Raw genomic sequence first — 14,341 nt, 5'->3', positions numbered from 1 at the left:
GTCCTTCATCGATGACTTCGTCTGCCCGGCTACGCGACGATCACGAACAAAGCCCCCGGAGGTCCAGGGGCTTCGTCGGTTCAAAGCATAACCCGCTTTTGCAAACTAGCGGCCGGATTTGAGTTCGGTCCACAAGCGCGTCTGCAGACGCTGGATTTCGGGCGGCAACGGCTTGAGCAGGAACAGCGTCTTGATGACATCCTGCGGCGGATAGACAGCCGGATCGTTCGCCACGTCCTTGTCGACGTACTTGCGCGCTTCGAGGTTCGCGCTAGGGTAATACACCGCATTCGTGATCGCGGCGTGCACCTGCGGCGTCTCGATGTAGTTGATCCACTCGTGCGCGGCGTCCTTGTTCTTCGCGTCCTTCGGAATGGCCATCACGTCGAACCACACCGGCGCGCCGCCCTTCGGAATGTAGTACTCGATCTTGTAAGCCTTCTTCGCGTCCACGGCGCGATGCTTGGCAATGACGACATCGCCCGACCAGCCGTAGGTGAAGCACACGTCGCCGCCGACCAGGTCGTTGATATAGCCCGACGAGTTGAATTGCGTGATGTACGGGCGAATCTTCTTGAGCATCGCGAGCGCCTCGCGATAATCGGCGGGATTCGTGCTCATCGGGTCCTTTCCGATGTAATGCAGCGCGGCGGCGAACATCTGGTCGGGCGCATCCAGCACGGACACGCCGCACGCCTTCAGCTTCGAAATGTTCTCGGGCTTGAAGAGAATGTCCCAGTTATTGAGTTCGACGTTCGCGCCGAGTATTTTCTTTACCTTGTCGACGTTATAGCCGAGGCCGGTCGTGCCGTACGCCCAGGGCACCGTGTACTTGTTGCCGGGGTCCGCGCCTTCCACGAGCTTCATCAATTCGGGATCGAGATACTTGAGGTTCGGCAGCTTGGACTTGTCGAGCGGCGCGAAGATGTTTGCCGCGATCTGCTTGCCCGCGTAGTTGCTCGTCGGCACGACGATGTCATAGCCCGAATTGCCCGTCAGCAATTTGGCCTGCAGCGTGTCGTCGCTGTCGTAGTTGTCGTACTTCACCTTGACGCCGGTTTGCTTGGTGAAGTTGGGGATCGTGTCCTTGGCGATGTAATCCGACCAGTTGTACACGTTGAGCTGCGTGTCTTTCGCCGATGCCGTGAGGGACATCAGCGGCAACAGCGTCGCCGCGCACGCCAGCGCGCCCGCGAATTTGGCCAGCTTGGCCACGGGGGCCGCCAGTTTCTCGTTCATCTCGTTTCTCCCTTGTTCCGACTGTCGACGGCGTCGTGTCGGGCCCAGCTCTCAAGGAACGGCCCGCGAACCCCATAAAAACCCGAAAACTACCATTAAACCGAAGCACGACAAAAATAATGTCCGGCTTGTCGCGCGAATCTCACGTGCGTCGAGGGCAGCCGCCTGGTCATAAGGCCTGCCCGTGCCACGGTTCATCGATCTGCTGTACCGAAAGTGCGCGCATTTTAGCGTCTAATGACGCCGTGCGACACCTGATAAAACCACACTCGTCAAAGGGAACCACGCCGCGAAAGCATCGCGAAATGTCATTATCGATGGAAGGGACTTGAGGCATCCAGGTGCGACCGTCGCTCGTAAAGACAGAAGAGCGGCGCGACGGCACGGGTTGAGCCCAATTCCTTGCCTGACGAATAGCCAGCGGAACACTCGTTGCTAGCCAATTCGGATGTGCGTTGATTTTTCCCACGCATTCTCAACCGGCAACGCGTGCGCTCGTGCCGCGGCTTCAGAAGCCGTGACACGACAGCGCTGTTGCAACGCTATTCAAGGCAACCGACCGCATGAACACCAATCCGTCCGCGCTTGCGCAGCTTTCGGCTACCGAGCCCGACGTACCGCCTCAATCCGGCAATCGTCAAGACCGGCCCCGCGCGCCGCGCGGCCGCTGGTACACGTTCGTCGGCGCGGGTTCGCTCGTCGCGGTCGGCTACATGGACCCGGGCAACTGGGCGACGGCGCTGGCGGGTGGCGCGCGTTACGGCTATCAGTTGCTCTTCGTCGTGCTGCTCGCGAGTCTCATGGGCATGCTGCTGCAATGGGTGGCGTCGCGCGTGGGCGTCGTCACCGGCCGCGATCTCGCGCAGTTGTGCCGCGAGCGCTATAGCCGCCGCACGACGCTCGTGCTGTGGCTCGCGTGCGAAATCGCCATCATCGCGTGCGACGTGGCCGAAGTCGTCGGCAGCGCGGTCGCCTTGCAGATGCTGTTCGGCGTCTCGCTGACCGCAGGCGTGTTGTTCTCGGCGGTCGGCACTTTCATCATGCTCGCGTTGCAAAGCCGTGGACAGCGGCCGCTCCAGCGTGCCATCACGGCGATGATCCTTTTCGTCGGCTTCTGTTTCGTCGTCGAACTGGCGCTGGCGCATCCCGTCTGGAGCGATGCCTTGCGTGGCTTCGCGCCCCCGCGCGAGCTTCTGCGCGATGCCGGCATGCTCTGGCTCGCCGCCGGAGTGTTGGGCGCGACCGTCATGCCGCACAACCTTTATCTGCACTCGGCGCTGGTGAAGGAACACGCCCCTCACCACGACGACGCAACCATCGGCCGCGCGCTCAAGGGCGTGAATATCGATACGTTCGCATCGCTCGGGCTGGCGTTTATCGTCAATGCGTCGTTACTGGTGGTGGCCGCGTCGGTGTTTCATGCAAGCGGCCACTTCGATGTCGATGATCTCGCGGACGCGCATCGGCTCATCGCACCGCTCGTGGGAAGCCACTGGGCGGGCATTGCGTTCGCCGCCGCCCTGCTCGCGTGCGGCTTGAACGCGACGGTCACGGGCACGCTCGCCGGTCAGGCAGTGATGGAGGGCTTCCTGCAGCTGAAGATGGCGCGCTGGGCGCGGGCGCTTTTGACGCGCTCGCTTGCCATCGGCCCAGCGCTTTTCGCCGTCGCGAGCTTCGGGCAGCACGGTTCGAATACACTGCTCGTCGCGACTCAGGTCGTGCTGAGTCTGCAATTACCGCTGGCAGTGATTCCGCTCGTGCGCTTCGCTTCCGATGCCGGTCTCATGGGACGCTGGCGCGTCGCCCGCGTGCCGCTTGCACTTGCCTGGGCTTGTGCAGGACTGATTCTTGCACTCAATGGCGCGCTGTTGTGGCAGATGGTGGGTTCGGTCTGAGCGAAAGGCGTTGGTATCGGCGTCGGCGCCTGGGCAATCCTCCCGCGGGCTTGAGCAAGAAAATGCCTGCAAGCGCGATAGTGCGAGTGCCCGACCATTGACTCGGCACAGCGCGCCGCGTCAGCAGCCCTGCCGCACACCCCGACAACAAAACGCCAAACTACCCGATGCATCGTCCAAATTCGTTTGTTTTGCCGACACTCCTTCGTGCGGCTCATGCCCAAACCGGCGCTCGGCGCCGTCTTCGCGCCGCGACGTTCGCACTTGCCACGCTCAGTGCAGCGAGCACGGCGCATGCCACTGTCTCCGTGCTGCAACCGGCACGCGAAGCGGCGGCGTCGCAGCCGCTCGAAATCACGCTGCTTTATACCGATGACGGTAGCAAACCGCTTTCCATCGATGTGCCGAAGCAACTGACGGTGAATCTCACCAATGGCGATCTGCCGCCTGCGCCACTCACGCTCGCCCGCGATCCGAAGGTGCCAGACCATGTGCGCCTCGCGCCTGGGCAGTATCGCCGGGTGCGCTTTACGGCTGCGTGGCCCGAAAGCGCGCGCGGCACGATGAAGATCGATCCGGTCGGCTTCGATGCTTCACCCATGCTCGTCACACTCAACCGCGGCAATACGCAGACGCAGGTGGTCGCCGCCGAGAAACGCGAAGCGCAGGCGACGACGCCCGCGCAAATGGCCACCGCCACCGCCGCCGCGAACACGACGGCCGTGCCGACGACGACCATCGACACTATGCTGTCCGGCCGCCTTTCGACCTTCGAGCCGATGTACTTCGCCGATGGCGAAAACGGCGACAACCTCGCCAAGTTCCAGTTCAGCTTCAAATACCGGCTGCATCTGCCGGACGACCCGCGCTCGCGCGGCTTCCTCGACAATCTCTACTTTGCGTACACGCAGACGACCATCTGGAACCTCTCCGCGCCGTCCGTCCCGTTTCGCGATACGAGCTATCAGCCGCAGCTTTTCTACTACGTGGAAGACACGGGCGTGAAGAGTCCGTTGTTCACGCGCATGGGCGTGGCGGCGGGTATCGGGCATGAATCGAACGGCAAGAGCGGCGACGAATCGCGCGCGATCAACATCATGTTCGTGCGGCCGACGTGGGATTTTGGCGACCTGAACGGCGAGCATCTGACCATCTCGCCAAAGATCTATTACTACTTGTCGAGAAGCGGGAATCACGACATCGCGGATTATCGCGGCTACACCGACTTCCTGGTCAAATACGGCAGCCCGGATGGGTGGCAGCTCGCAACGACCTTGCGCAAGGGCACGAAGCACTGGTATGGCAGCGTGGATTCGCAGCTCACCTACCCGCTGGCGAAGCTGATCGGCAGCGCATGGGGCGGTTATGTGTTTGCGAGCTACTTCAACGGTTACGGCGAAGATATCCTCGATTACAACCAGCGGCGTCACTGGATCGCGCGAATAGGCTACAGTATTGCCCGCTAATGTCTTTCAATGCGCGCGTCATGGCTTTGGTCGTGGCGCGCGCCAATCAACGAATCCATGTCTTCGAATCTCCACGATCTTCCTGATAGTCCCTGCATCGGCGTGTGCTCCACGCTTTTCGACGACATTTGCAAAGGCTGCGGCCGCACGGCGGGTGAAGTGTCGAATTGGGTGTTTCTTTCCGATGCCGAGAAGCAGGCCGTGTGGGAGCGGATCAGACGTGAAGGGACGGCGATGCGGTTCAGGAAGCCAACGTGAACCGGCTCGGCTAAAATGGTTTTGGCGGACCCGGACGAGCAGCATCCGACTCAGTCATGGCGAAACCCGGGATGGGCTGCCGATGCGGGGTTGCTGGTTTCCCGACACAACAAAACCAGCGCCATAACCAATGAAAAAGCCGCGCATACGTCTGTATGCGCGGCTTTTGTTTGCAATGCCGACTGCGGCTTTACTGAATGCCCTGACTCGACAAGAAGTCCTCGTAATTCCCACCGAAGTCGCGCAATGTGCCATCCGTCTTCACTTCGATGATGCGGTTCGCCAGCCCGCTCACGAACTCGCGGTCATGCGACACGAAGATCAGCGTGCCTTCGAACTTGTCGAGTGCAATCTGCAGCGATTCGATGGACTCCATGTCCATGTGGTTGGTCGGCTCGTCCATGAGCAGCACGTTATGGCGGCCGAGCATGAGCTTGCCCCAGATCATGCGGCCCTTCTCGCCGCCCGACAGCACCTTGACGTTCTTCTTGATGTCGTCCGCGTTGAAGAGCAGGCGCCCGAGCGTGCCGCGCACCATCTGGTCGTCATCGCCTTCCTGACGATACTGGTCGACCCAGTCGGTCAGCGTCTCGTCCTTCGGAAACTCTTCGTAAGTGTCCTGCGGCATGTAGCCGACGTTCGCGTTCTCCGCCCACTTCACGCGGCCGCCGTCCAGGTCGAGCGCGCCCCTGAGCGACTTCAGAAGCGTGGTCTTGCCCGCACCGTTTTCGCCGATGATGGCGATCCGCTCGCCCGGCTGCACGCTCAGGCTGAAGTTCTGAAAGATCGGGCGGTCGTACTTCTTCGTGATGCCCTCGGCCACCACCGCGATGTTGTGCAGCTTCTTCTCGAACTCGAAGCGGATAAACGGATTCTGCCGCGACGACGGCTTGAATTCCTCGATCTTGATCTTGTCGATCATCTTGAGACGGCTGGTCGCCTGACGCGCCTTCGACTTGTTCGCCGAGAAGCGGCGCACGAAGTCCTGCAGGTCGGCCACGCGTTCCTTCGCCTTCGCGTTCGCGTTCTGCTGACGCTCGCGCGCCTGCGTGCTCGCCAGCATGTAGTCGTCGTAGTTGCCCGGCCAGAGCTTGAGCGTGCCGTAATCCATGTCCGCCATGTGCGTGCAGACCTGGTTCAGGAAGTGTCGATCGTGCGAGATGATGATCATCGTCGAGTTGTACTGGTTGAGCACGTCTTCCAGCCAACGGATCGAGTTGATGTCCAGGTTGTTGGTCGGCTCGTCCAGCAAAAGCACGTCCGGTTTCGAGAACAGCGCCTGCGCCAGCAGCACGCGCAGTTTCCAGCCTGGCGCAACGTTGCTCATCGGGCCATTGTGATCGGCGATATCGATGCCGATGCCAAGCAACAATTCGCCCGCGCGCGCTTCGGCCGTATAGCCGTCGTATTCGGCGAACTTCGCTTCGAGGTCGGCGGCGCGCATGTAGTCGTCGTCGGTGGCGTCGGGGTTCGCGTAGATCGCGTCGCGCTCGGTCATCGCGGCCCACATTTCGGTGTGACCCATCATGACCACATCGAGCACGCGCATGTCTTCATACGCGAACTGGTCCTGACGCAGCTTGCCCAGACGCACGTTCGGCTCGAGCATGACGTTGCCCGAACTCGGCTCCAGATCGCCGCCCAGGATCTTCATGAAGGTCGACTTGCCGCAGCCGTTCGCGCCGATCAAGCCATAGCGGTTTCCCTCGCCGAACTTGACCGAGATGTTCTCGAAGAGGGGCTTGGGCCCGAATTGCATGGTGATATTGGCGGTAGACAGCACGGCGCGTCCTTTGAATGATGTACGGCGAAAAACCTATGATTTTAGCAGATTTTGGTGGCGATTCTGGCGGGGAGCGGCATGAGCCTTGGCATTCCGGCAGATTACGCGGATCAAAAAACATCGGGGCGCCGGCCGAACCGGCCGCGCCCCGCGCTCAACCGCTCTCGATCCGCGCGCGGCGGATGCGCTTCAAGTCCGTTCAGCGATAAACGCCTTCACCACGGCTGCATCCGCAGGAACGATATCGAACCTTTGTGGCAGTTTTTCAAGTCCCACGAACGCGACGGGACGCTCCGGCTCGCGGTTCAACGCCTCGCGGATGGTCTCGCCGAATTTGATCGGCTGCGCGGTCTCGAGCACGATCATCGGCACACCGGGTTTGAGGTTCTCGCGCGCAACCTTCACGCCGTCGGCGGTGTGCGTGTCGATCATCGTGCCGTAACGCTCGAACACATCGCGAATGGTTTTCACGCGGTCGTCGTGATCGCTCTTGCCCGACACGAAGCCGAATTGCTTCACCCGCGCAAAGTCGCCGCTCGCCGCGAGATCGAAGCCGCCCTTCTCGTCGACGTCGCGGAACAGTTGCAGCACGCGCGCCGGGTCGCGGCCGAGCAGGTCGTACACAAAACGCTCGAAGTTCGACGCCTTCGAAATATCCATGCTCGGGCTGGTCGTGTGATACGTCTCGTCCGCGCCGCGCACGCGATAGATGCCCGTGCGGAAGAACTCGTCGAGCACGTCGTTTTCGTTGGTGGCGACCACGAGCTGATCGATCGGCAGACCCATCATGCGCGCGATATGCCCCGCGCAGACGTTGCCGAAGTTGCCCGACGGCACCGTGAACGACACGCGCTCGTCGTTGCTCTTCGTCGCGGCAAAATAGCCCTTGAAGTAGTACACGACTTGCGCGACCACGCGCGCCCAGTTGATCGAATTGACCGTGCCGATCTTGTGCTTCGCCTTGTAGGCGTGATCGTTCGATACGGCCTTCACGATGTCCTGGCAATGGTCGAAATTGCCTTCGACCGCGAGGTTGAAGATGTTCGGGTCTTGCAGCGAAAACATCTGCGCCGTCTGAAACGCACTCATCTTTTTATGCGGCGAGAGCATGAACACGCGCACGCCGGTCTTGCCGCGCATGGCATATTCGGCGGCGCTGCCGGTATCGCCCGACGTTGCACCGAGAATGTTGAGCGTTTCGCCGTGCTTTTCCAATGCGTACTCGAAGAGATTGCCGAGTAGTTGCATTGCCATGTCTTTGAAGGCGAGCGTCGGACCGTTCGACAGTTCGAGCAACGACAGCGGCGTGCCGTTCTCCACGCCCAGCGTCTTCAGCGGCGTGATCTGCGCGGCGCTTTCTTCGTGGCGCACGTTGCTGTAGACCTGCGCGACGTAAGTCTTGCGCGTGAGCGAACGCAGGTCGTCGGCGGGAATGTCATCGCTGAATTTCGACAGCACTTCGAAGGCGAGATCCGCATACGACAGCGTGCGCCAGCGCGCGAGTTCATCGGCCGATACGCGCGGATATTCCGCCGGCAGATACAGACCGCCGTCCTTCGCGAGACCGCCGAGCAAGATGTCCGAGAACGTGTGGCGCTCGTTCGAGCCGGCGCCGCGCGTCGAGATGTAGTTCATGTCGCGTTCCTGTGCTTAATTCAGCGTTGCCATGCGCAGTTTCGTCACCTTGGAGACGACCGTGGAAAGCGCTTCGATCTGGGCGATCGCCGCGTTCGCGTTCTTTTCCACCGTCTCGTGCGTGATGAGGATGATGTCCGTCTCGCCCTTGTGCTCGCCGCCGACGTCTTCCGATTCCTTCTGCAGCAACGCGTCGATGGAGATGCCCTTGTCCGCGAGAATGCGCGTGATGTTGGCAAGCACGCCCGTCACGTCGGCGACACGCAAACGCAAGTAATAGCCGCTCGTCACTTCGTCGATTGGCAAGATGGGCGTGTTCGCCAGACTGCCCGGCTGGAAGGCCAGATGCGGCACGCGATGCTCCGGGTCGGCCGTATGCAGACGCGTGACATCCACGAGATCGGCGACCACGGCCGACGCCGTCGGCTCCGCGCCCGCGCCCTTGCCGTAGTAGAGCGTGGTGCCGACCGCATCGCCATGCACGACGACCGCGTTCATCGCGCCTTCGACGTTGGCGAGCAGACGCTTGGCCGGCACCAGCGTGGGGTGCGTGCGCAACTCGATGCCCTTCTCCGTGCGCCGCGCGATGCCGAGCAGCTTGATGCGATAGCCGAGATCCTCCGCGTAACGAATGTCGATGGCCGCGAGCTTGCTGATGCCTTCCACGTACGCGCGGTCGAACTGCACCGGCACGCCGAACGCGATCGCGCTCATGATCGTGACCTTGTGCGCGGCGTCGACGCCTTCGATGTCGAAAGTGGGATCGGCCTCCGCGTAACCCAGATCTTGCGCGCCCTTCAACGCGGTCGCGAAGTCCAGCCCGCGGTCACGCATCTCCGAAAGAATGTAGTTCGTCGTGCCGTTGATGATGCCCGCGATATATTCGATACGGTTCGCGCTCAGGCCCTCGCGAAGCGCCTTGATGATTGGAATGCCGCCCGCCACCGCTGCTTCGAACGCAACCATCACGCCCTTTGCGTGCGCGGCTTCGAAAATCTCCGTGCCGTGCACCGCGAGCAGTGCCTTGTTCGCCGTGACCACGTGCTTGCCGTTGGCGATGGCGCGCAGCACCAATTCGCGCGCGAAGCCCGTGCCGCCGATCATTTCGCAAACGATGGATATCGCCGGGTCGTCGACGACGGCGAGGAAGTCGTCGGTGACCGCCACGTCCGCTGCCGCTTGCACCTTCGACGGTGTACGCACGGCAATGCGCGTGATCTCGATGCCTCGTCCCGCGCGGCGCCTGATTTCTTCCTGATTGCGGCGCAGCACCGTGAAGGTGCCGCTGCCAACCGTGCCGAAGCCCAACAGTCCTACTTTGATCGGTTCCATACAGCGTGAGTCTTCTAAGAAAAGTTAAGCGGAGTGACGTTTGCGATAGCCGTCGAGAAAGCGCGCGATGCGGTTGATCGAGTCGGCCAGATCGTCGAGGTTCGGCAGGAAGACCACGCGGAAGTGATCCGGCGTCGGCCAGTTGAAGCCCGTGCCTTGCACGAGCAGCACGCGTTCTTCGAGGAGCAGGTCGGTGATGAATTGCTGATCGTTTTCGATCGGGTACATCTTGGGATCGAGCTTCGGGAACATATACAGCGCGGCCTGCGGTTTCACGCACGTGACGCCCGGAATGGCCGTGAGCATGTCATAGGCGAGCTCGCGCTGTTTGAACAGCCGCCCGCCCGGCACGATCAGGTCGTTGATGCTCTGATAACCGCCGAGCGCCGTCTGGATGGCGTATTGGCCAGGCACGTTCGGGCACAAGCGCATGGACGCGAGAATGCCCAGACCTTCGAGATAGTCTTTCGCGCGACGGCGATTTTCCTCGATGAGGCCCGACACGGCCATCCAGCCCGCGCGATAACCGCACGAACGGTAGCTCTTCGAGAGACTGTTGAACGTGACGGTGAGCACGTCCTCGGAAAGCGCGGCCATGGACGTGTGCGTCATGCCGTCGTAGACGATCTTGTCGTAGACCTCGTCCGCGAAAATGATCAGGCCGTGTTCGCGCGCAATGTCGATCAGTTCGAGCAGCAGTTCGTCCGAATACAGCGCGCCCGTCGGATTGTTTGGGTTGATGACGACGAGCGCCTTGGTGTTGGCGGTGATCTTCGAGCGGATGTCGTCGAGATCGGGCATCCAGCCATTGCCTTCGTCGCACATGTAGTGACGCGGCGTGCCGGCCGAAAGACTTACCGCGGCCGTCCAGAGCGGATAGTCGGGCGCGGGCAGCAACACCTCGTCGCCATCGTTCAGAAGCGCCTGCATGGCCATGACGATGAGTTCCGACGCGCCGTTGCCGATGAAAATGTCGTCGAGCGTCACGCCCGTCACGCCCTTTTGCTGCGTGTAATGCATGATCGCCTTGCGCGCGGCGAATACGCCCTTCGAATCCGAATAGCCCGACGAACCCGGCAGATTGCGGATCATGTCCTGAATGATTTCGTCCGGCGCTTCGAAACCGAACGGCGCCAGATTGCCGATATTGAGCTTGATGATGCGATGCCCTTCTTCTTCGAGACGCTTCGCGTGTTCGAGCACGGGCCCGCGAATGTCGTAGCAGACGTTTTGCAGCTTGTTGGATTTGAGAATCGGTTTCACGGGCGCGGCTCTTGTGTTTGGGCTGTCTGGTGGATTCGTTTTTAAGGATTCGTTCTGGCGTTCTGTCGTTTCGGCGTTTCGATGCAGCAGGTGCCTCGGTCGATGCTCCGGCGGTTCGTGTCCGCTTCCGGAACGCGCACGCGAAGCGGGATGACACGAAGTGACGCGGGATGGCGACGAGCTGCGGCAGACTACGGCATGTTACTGGACTGCCGCCGCTTCTCGGGATTTCGAACCCTGGGCGAGGAACACCGCGCCGGATAGGGGCGCAGGCGTAACGGGTACGGATTGCGTGTCGAAGGCGGCTTTTGGCGGCACGCGAGCGCAACGGGGGCCGCACGAGCGGTCCGCGCGGCTGGAAAGTTATAATTTACTGATTATGGCCCGGTTCCGCAATGCACCAAACACTGGCGCGAAGCGCCTTTTGGTGCGTTTTCCGCCGCCTTCTCGCGCTTTTTTCAGCCGCGTTCGGCGGATGTCGGGTTTCACTCCTTTCCTTGCCGGACCATCGTTTTGAAACTTCATCAAGACTCCAGCGGCGCGCTCAACACCATCACGAGCTACGGAGACGACTTCGTCGCAATCAATCTCGAACGCCATGAGGGCAGCGTGATCGTCATGCCCGAGGCGCCCGTCGTCAAATGGCCGGTGGCATCGTTCGACGCGCTCGCGCCCGAGCATTTCGAGGAACTCGTGAAAGCCGCGCCCGAAGTGGTCATCTTCGGCAGCGGTTCCAGATTGCGCTTTCCGCATCCGCGGCTCACGGCGGCGTTGACCAAGCATCGTATTGGCGTGGAAACGATGGATATCGGCGCTGCCTGCCGCACCTACAACATATTGATGTCCGAAGGCCGGCGCGTGGCCGCCGCACTGCTGATCGAGGAATGAGCGGAAACTAAGGCTCGGCTAAGGATGCGCCGCAATACTTCGGCGACAGGCGCCTCTTTGGCGCACGCGCTGGCGTCGCGACGCCCGGCGTGCGCCAATTTGACGAATCCGGCCTGGCAGTGCGATACACTCCCGCCCGGCGAACGTTGCGCCGAGCCTGAAAGGCGGTAACACGGCGTGCGCCACGGCCAGTCCGGCGCTCATGCGAGCCTGCACGCAAGCGACGGCTTCGCGCCCCGCGCGGCCGGTTGCGCCACTCATTCACAAGCGCCGCGCATGGCGGCATCGAACAGGTCGACTTCATGAACGATACGCCTTCGCGGCTACCGCTCACGCGTCTCTCACTCATTCTTCTCGTCGTCGCGCTGGCCGTCATCTGGTTCGGGCCGCTCGGGCTCAGGCATCTCGTGCCGAGCGACGAGGGCCGCTACGCCGAAATGGCGCGCGAAATGTTCGTCACCGGCGACTGGATCACCCCGCGCTACAACGGCTACAAATACTTCGAGAAACCGCCGCTGCAGACCTGGGCGAACGCGCTGACCTTTGCGTGGTTCGGCGTCGGCGAATGGCAGGCGCGGTTCTATACGGCGCTTTGCGGCTTCGCGGGCGTGCTGATGGTCGGCTACACGGGCGCGCGGGTCTTCAACGCGATGACGGGCTTCGCGGCCGCCGTGATTCTCGCGACCTGCCCGTACTGGAACCTGATGGGCCACTTCAACACGCTCGACATGGGCCTGTCGTTCTGGATGGGGCTCACGCTCTGCGCGCTTTTGCTCGCGCAACGCCCAGGGCTGGCCGTGCGCGAGGTGCGGCTCTGGATGTGGCTTTGCTGGGCGGCGATGGGCGCGGCCATGCTCTCCAAGGGGCTCGTCGGCGTAATCCTGCCGGGCGCGGTGCTGATCATCTACTCGCTCGTGGCGCGCGACTGGGCGCTCTGGAAGCGGCTTTATATCGGCAGCGGGCTGATCGTGTTCCTGATCGTCGTCGCGCCGTGGTTCGTGCTCGTGCAGATGAAGAACCCCGAGTTCTTCAATTTCTTCTTCATCGTGCAGCAGTTCAAGCGCTATCTGACGCCCGAGCAGAACCGTCCCGGACCGTTCTATTACTTCGTGCCGGTGCTCATCGTCGGCTTTCTGCCGTGGCTGTCGATCGCGTTCCAGAGCGTGCGCCACGGTCTCAAGACGCCGCGCCAGCCCAACGGCTTCGCGCCCGTGACCATGCTGCTCGTCTGGTCCGCGTTCATTTTTCTGTTCTTCAGCGCCTCGCATTCGAAGCTGCTGTCCTATGTCTTGCCGATTGCACCGGCGCTCGCGCTCGTCTTCGGGCTTTATCTGCCGTCGCTGACGAAGCCGCGTTATCGCATGCATCTGATCGGCTATGCGGTGTTCCTGATCGCCGCGGCGTTCGGCGCGATCTTCATCGGCCGGGCGGGCAGCGCGAATACGCCCAATGCGCTGTATCGCGCGTTCCAGATATGGGTTTATGCGGGACTGGCGGTGGCGTTCGTCGTGACGCTCGCGGCGCTCTGGCTCAATCGCCGGAACGTGCTTGCGGGCGCGGCAGGGCTGGGCGCGGCGTGGCTGCTGCTCGGTACCATCGCGGGAACGGGTCACGACGTTTTCGGCACCGACAGCTCGGGCGTCAAGCTCGTGCCAGCCGTGAAAGCCGCGATGGCGAAACTCCCGCCCGGCACGCCCTTTTACTCGATCGCCAAGCTCGATCACACCATGCCGTTCTATCTCGATCAGCCGATGATCATGGTGCAGGAAGCCGACGAACTCACCTTCGGCGTGCAGACGGAGCCGCGGAAGTGGGTGCCGAGCATCGACCAATGGGTCAAGCTTTGGGACTCGCAACCGTATGCGCTCGCGCTGATGCCGCCTGGCCGCTACGACGACCTCGCCGCCCGCCATGTGCCGATGCAGGTCATCGCCCGCGACGCGCGCCGTGTGATCGTCGAGAAACCGCAACCGTGATGGCGCACTCTGCCACCTCGCGCGGCACCACGTCTGACACAGTGCGTGCCACGCGCGCAAACGGATTGCACGACCGTTCGGCCAACCCCGTTGTGGCGGCCCGGCTTTTTCCTTATCGTGTGAGACCAGCAAGACCGTCGGCACGATCAACCAGGCGCCAACCCGCGACTAATCCGCAATGAATCCGATTTCCTTCGCTTGTATCCTCATCGGCGTATTGTTGAACGCGTGCGCGCAGTTGCTGCTGAAGGCGGGCGTCAACGCCGTCGGGCATTTCGAACTCACGGCGAGCAACATTCTGCCGGTCGGTTTCAGGATCGCGACGCAATGGCCGATCATCGGCGGCCTTGCCTGCTATGTGCTGAGCGTGGGCGTGTGGATCGTCGGCCTGTCGCGCGTGGATGTGTCGATCGCCTATCCGATGCTCTCGCTCGGCTATGTCGTCAACGCCTTCGCGGCATGGTATTTGTTCGGCGAGGTGCTCTCGCTGCAGCGGCTGATCGGCATCGGCATCATTCTGCTCGGCGTGGTCGTGCTGGCGCGCGGTTAGGCGCCGCGACCGGCGTTGAATTCACTCGTGCCGCCAATACATCAGATCAACTCCAT

The 14,341-nt window shown here is 61.9% G+C and carries 11 protein-coding genes; 6 read left to right on the top strand and 5 right to left on the bottom strand.

Translation table 11 applies throughout. The features are described from left to right. Nucleotides 1-105: 105 nt before the first annotated feature. Nucleotides 106-1,239 (bottom strand): polyamine ABC transporter substrate-binding protein, encoded by a 1,134-nt coding sequence (locus NCR98_RS06890; RefSeq protein ID WP_250464805.1) that lies wholly within the window; start codon nucleotides 1,237-1,239, stop codon nucleotides 106-108. A 563-nt stretch (nucleotides 1,240-1,802) separates the two neighbouring features. Between NCR98_RS06890 and NCR98_RS06885 the strand changes: the two genes are divergently transcribed. The 3 genes from NCR98_RS06885 (at nucleotide 1,803) to NCR98_RS06875 (ending at nucleotide 4,858) form a co-directional block, all read left to right on the top strand. Beyond that, complete coding sequence (locus tag NCR98_RS06885) at nucleotides 1,803-3,134, top strand: Nramp family divalent metal transporter (RefSeq protein ID WP_250525836.1); 1,332 nt, start codon at nucleotides 1,803-1,805, stop codon at nucleotides 3,132-3,134. Between the two features lie 167 nt (nucleotides 3,135-3,301). Continuing rightward, a complete protein-coding gene (locus NCR98_RS06880) occupies nucleotides 3,302-4,600 on the top strand; it encodes a phospholipase A (protein WP_370652115.1) in 1,299 nt (432 codons plus the stop codon). Nucleotides 4,601-4,657: 57 nt separating this feature from the next. Next, nucleotides 4,658-4,858 carry a DUF1289 domain-containing protein gene (locus NCR98_RS06875; RefSeq protein ID WP_244825197.1) on the top strand — a complete coding sequence of 67 codons (201 nt, stop codon included), beginning with the start codon at nucleotides 4,658-4,660 and terminating at the stop codon, nucleotides 4,856-4,858. Nucleotides 4,859-5,048: 190 nt separating this feature from the next. On the opposite strand, the gene NCR98_RS06870 is transcribed toward NCR98_RS06875, so the two are convergent. From NCR98_RS06870 to NCR98_RS06855, 4 genes are all read right to left on the bottom strand, one after another. Further along, nucleotides 5,049-6,641: an ABC-F family ATPase gene (locus NCR98_RS06870; protein WP_250464797.1), complete on the bottom strand. Its 1,593-nt coding sequence runs from the start codon at nucleotides 6,639-6,641 to the stop codon at nucleotides 5,049-5,051. Between the two features lie 189 nt (nucleotides 6,642-6,830). Continuing rightward, on the bottom strand, nucleotides 6,831-8,276 hold the full coding sequence (gene thrC, locus NCR98_RS06865; protein WP_250525834.1) for a threonine synthase: 1,446 nt from the start codon (nucleotides 8,274-8,276) through the stop codon (nucleotides 6,831-6,833). A gap of 15 nt (nucleotides 8,277-8,291) precedes the next feature. Then, nucleotides 8,292-9,608, bottom strand: coding sequence for a homoserine dehydrogenase (locus NCR98_RS06860; RefSeq protein ID WP_244825200.1), 1,317 nt, complete (start codon nucleotides 9,606-9,608; stop codon nucleotides 8,292-8,294). Between the two features lie 24 nt (nucleotides 9,609-9,632). After that, on the bottom strand, nucleotides 9,633-10,871 hold the full coding sequence (locus tag NCR98_RS06855; protein WP_244825201.1) for a pyridoxal phosphate-dependent aminotransferase: 1,239 nt from the start codon (nucleotides 10,869-10,871) through the stop codon (nucleotides 9,633-9,635). 513 nt (nucleotides 10,872-11,384) lie between these two features. Here NCR98_RS06855 and NCR98_RS06850 point away from each other — a divergent pair. The 3 genes from NCR98_RS06850 to NCR98_RS06840 all read left to right on the top strand — a co-directional run bounded on the left by NCR98_RS06850 (nucleotide 11,385) and on the right by NCR98_RS06840 (nucleotide 14,285). Continuing rightward, nucleotides 11,385-11,759 (top strand): Mth938-like domain-containing protein, encoded by a 375-nt coding sequence (locus tag NCR98_RS06850; RefSeq protein ID WP_244825202.1) that lies wholly within the window; start codon nucleotides 11,385-11,387, stop codon nucleotides 11,757-11,759. 302 nt (nucleotides 11,760-12,061) lie between these two features. After that, on the top strand, nucleotides 12,062-13,735 hold the full coding sequence (locus NCR98_RS06845; protein WP_250464788.1) for a glycosyltransferase family 39 protein: 1,674 nt from the start codon (nucleotides 12,062-12,064) through the stop codon (nucleotides 13,733-13,735). Between the two features lie 178 nt (nucleotides 13,736-13,913). Then, nucleotides 13,914-14,285 carry an SMR family transporter gene (locus NCR98_RS06840; RefSeq protein WP_244825204.1) on the top strand — a complete coding sequence of 124 codons (372 nt, stop codon included), beginning with the start codon at nucleotides 13,914-13,916 and terminating at the stop codon, nucleotides 14,283-14,285. Nucleotides 14,286-14,341 lie beyond the last annotated feature (56 nt).

The sequence above is a fragment of the Caballeronia sp. GAWG2-1 genome (assembly GCF_023631405.1).
Lineage (GTDB): Bacteria > Pseudomonadota > Gammaproteobacteria > Burkholderiales > Burkholderiaceae > Caballeronia.
Note: the sequence above shows the minus strand (reverse complement) of the source record. Positions and strands in the feature narration are given on the sequence as shown.

Coding starts and splice junctions, on each gene's coding strand:
- NCR98_RS06890 (WP_250464805.1), bottom strand. CDS start 1,239: ATGAACGAGAAACTGGCGGCCCCCGTGGCCAAGCTGGCCAAATTCGCG.
- NCR98_RS06885 (WP_250525836.1), top strand. CDS start 1,803: ATGAACACCAATCCGTCCGCGCTTGCGCAGCTTTCGGCTACCGAGCCC.
- NCR98_RS06880 (WP_370652115.1), top strand. CDS start 3,302: ATGCATCGTCCAAATTCGTTTGTTTTGCCGACACTCCTTCGTGCGGCT.
- NCR98_RS06875 (WP_244825197.1), top strand. CDS start 4,658: ATGTCTTCGAATCTCCACGATCTTCCTGATAGTCCCTGCATCGGCGTG.
- thrC (WP_250525834.1), bottom strand. CDS start 8,276: ATGAACTACATCTCGACGCGCGGCGCCGGCTCGAACGAGCGCCACACG.
- NCR98_RS06860 (WP_244825200.1), bottom strand. CDS start 9,608: ATGGAACCGATCAAAGTAGGACTGTTGGGCTTCGGCACGGTTGGCAGC.
- NCR98_RS06845 (WP_250464788.1), top strand. CDS start 12,062: ATGAACGATACGCCTTCGCGGCTACCGCTCACGCGTCTCTCACTCATT.
- NCR98_RS06840 (WP_244825204.1), top strand. CDS start 13,914: ATGAATCCGATTTCCTTCGCTTGTATCCTCATCGGCGTATTGTTGAAC.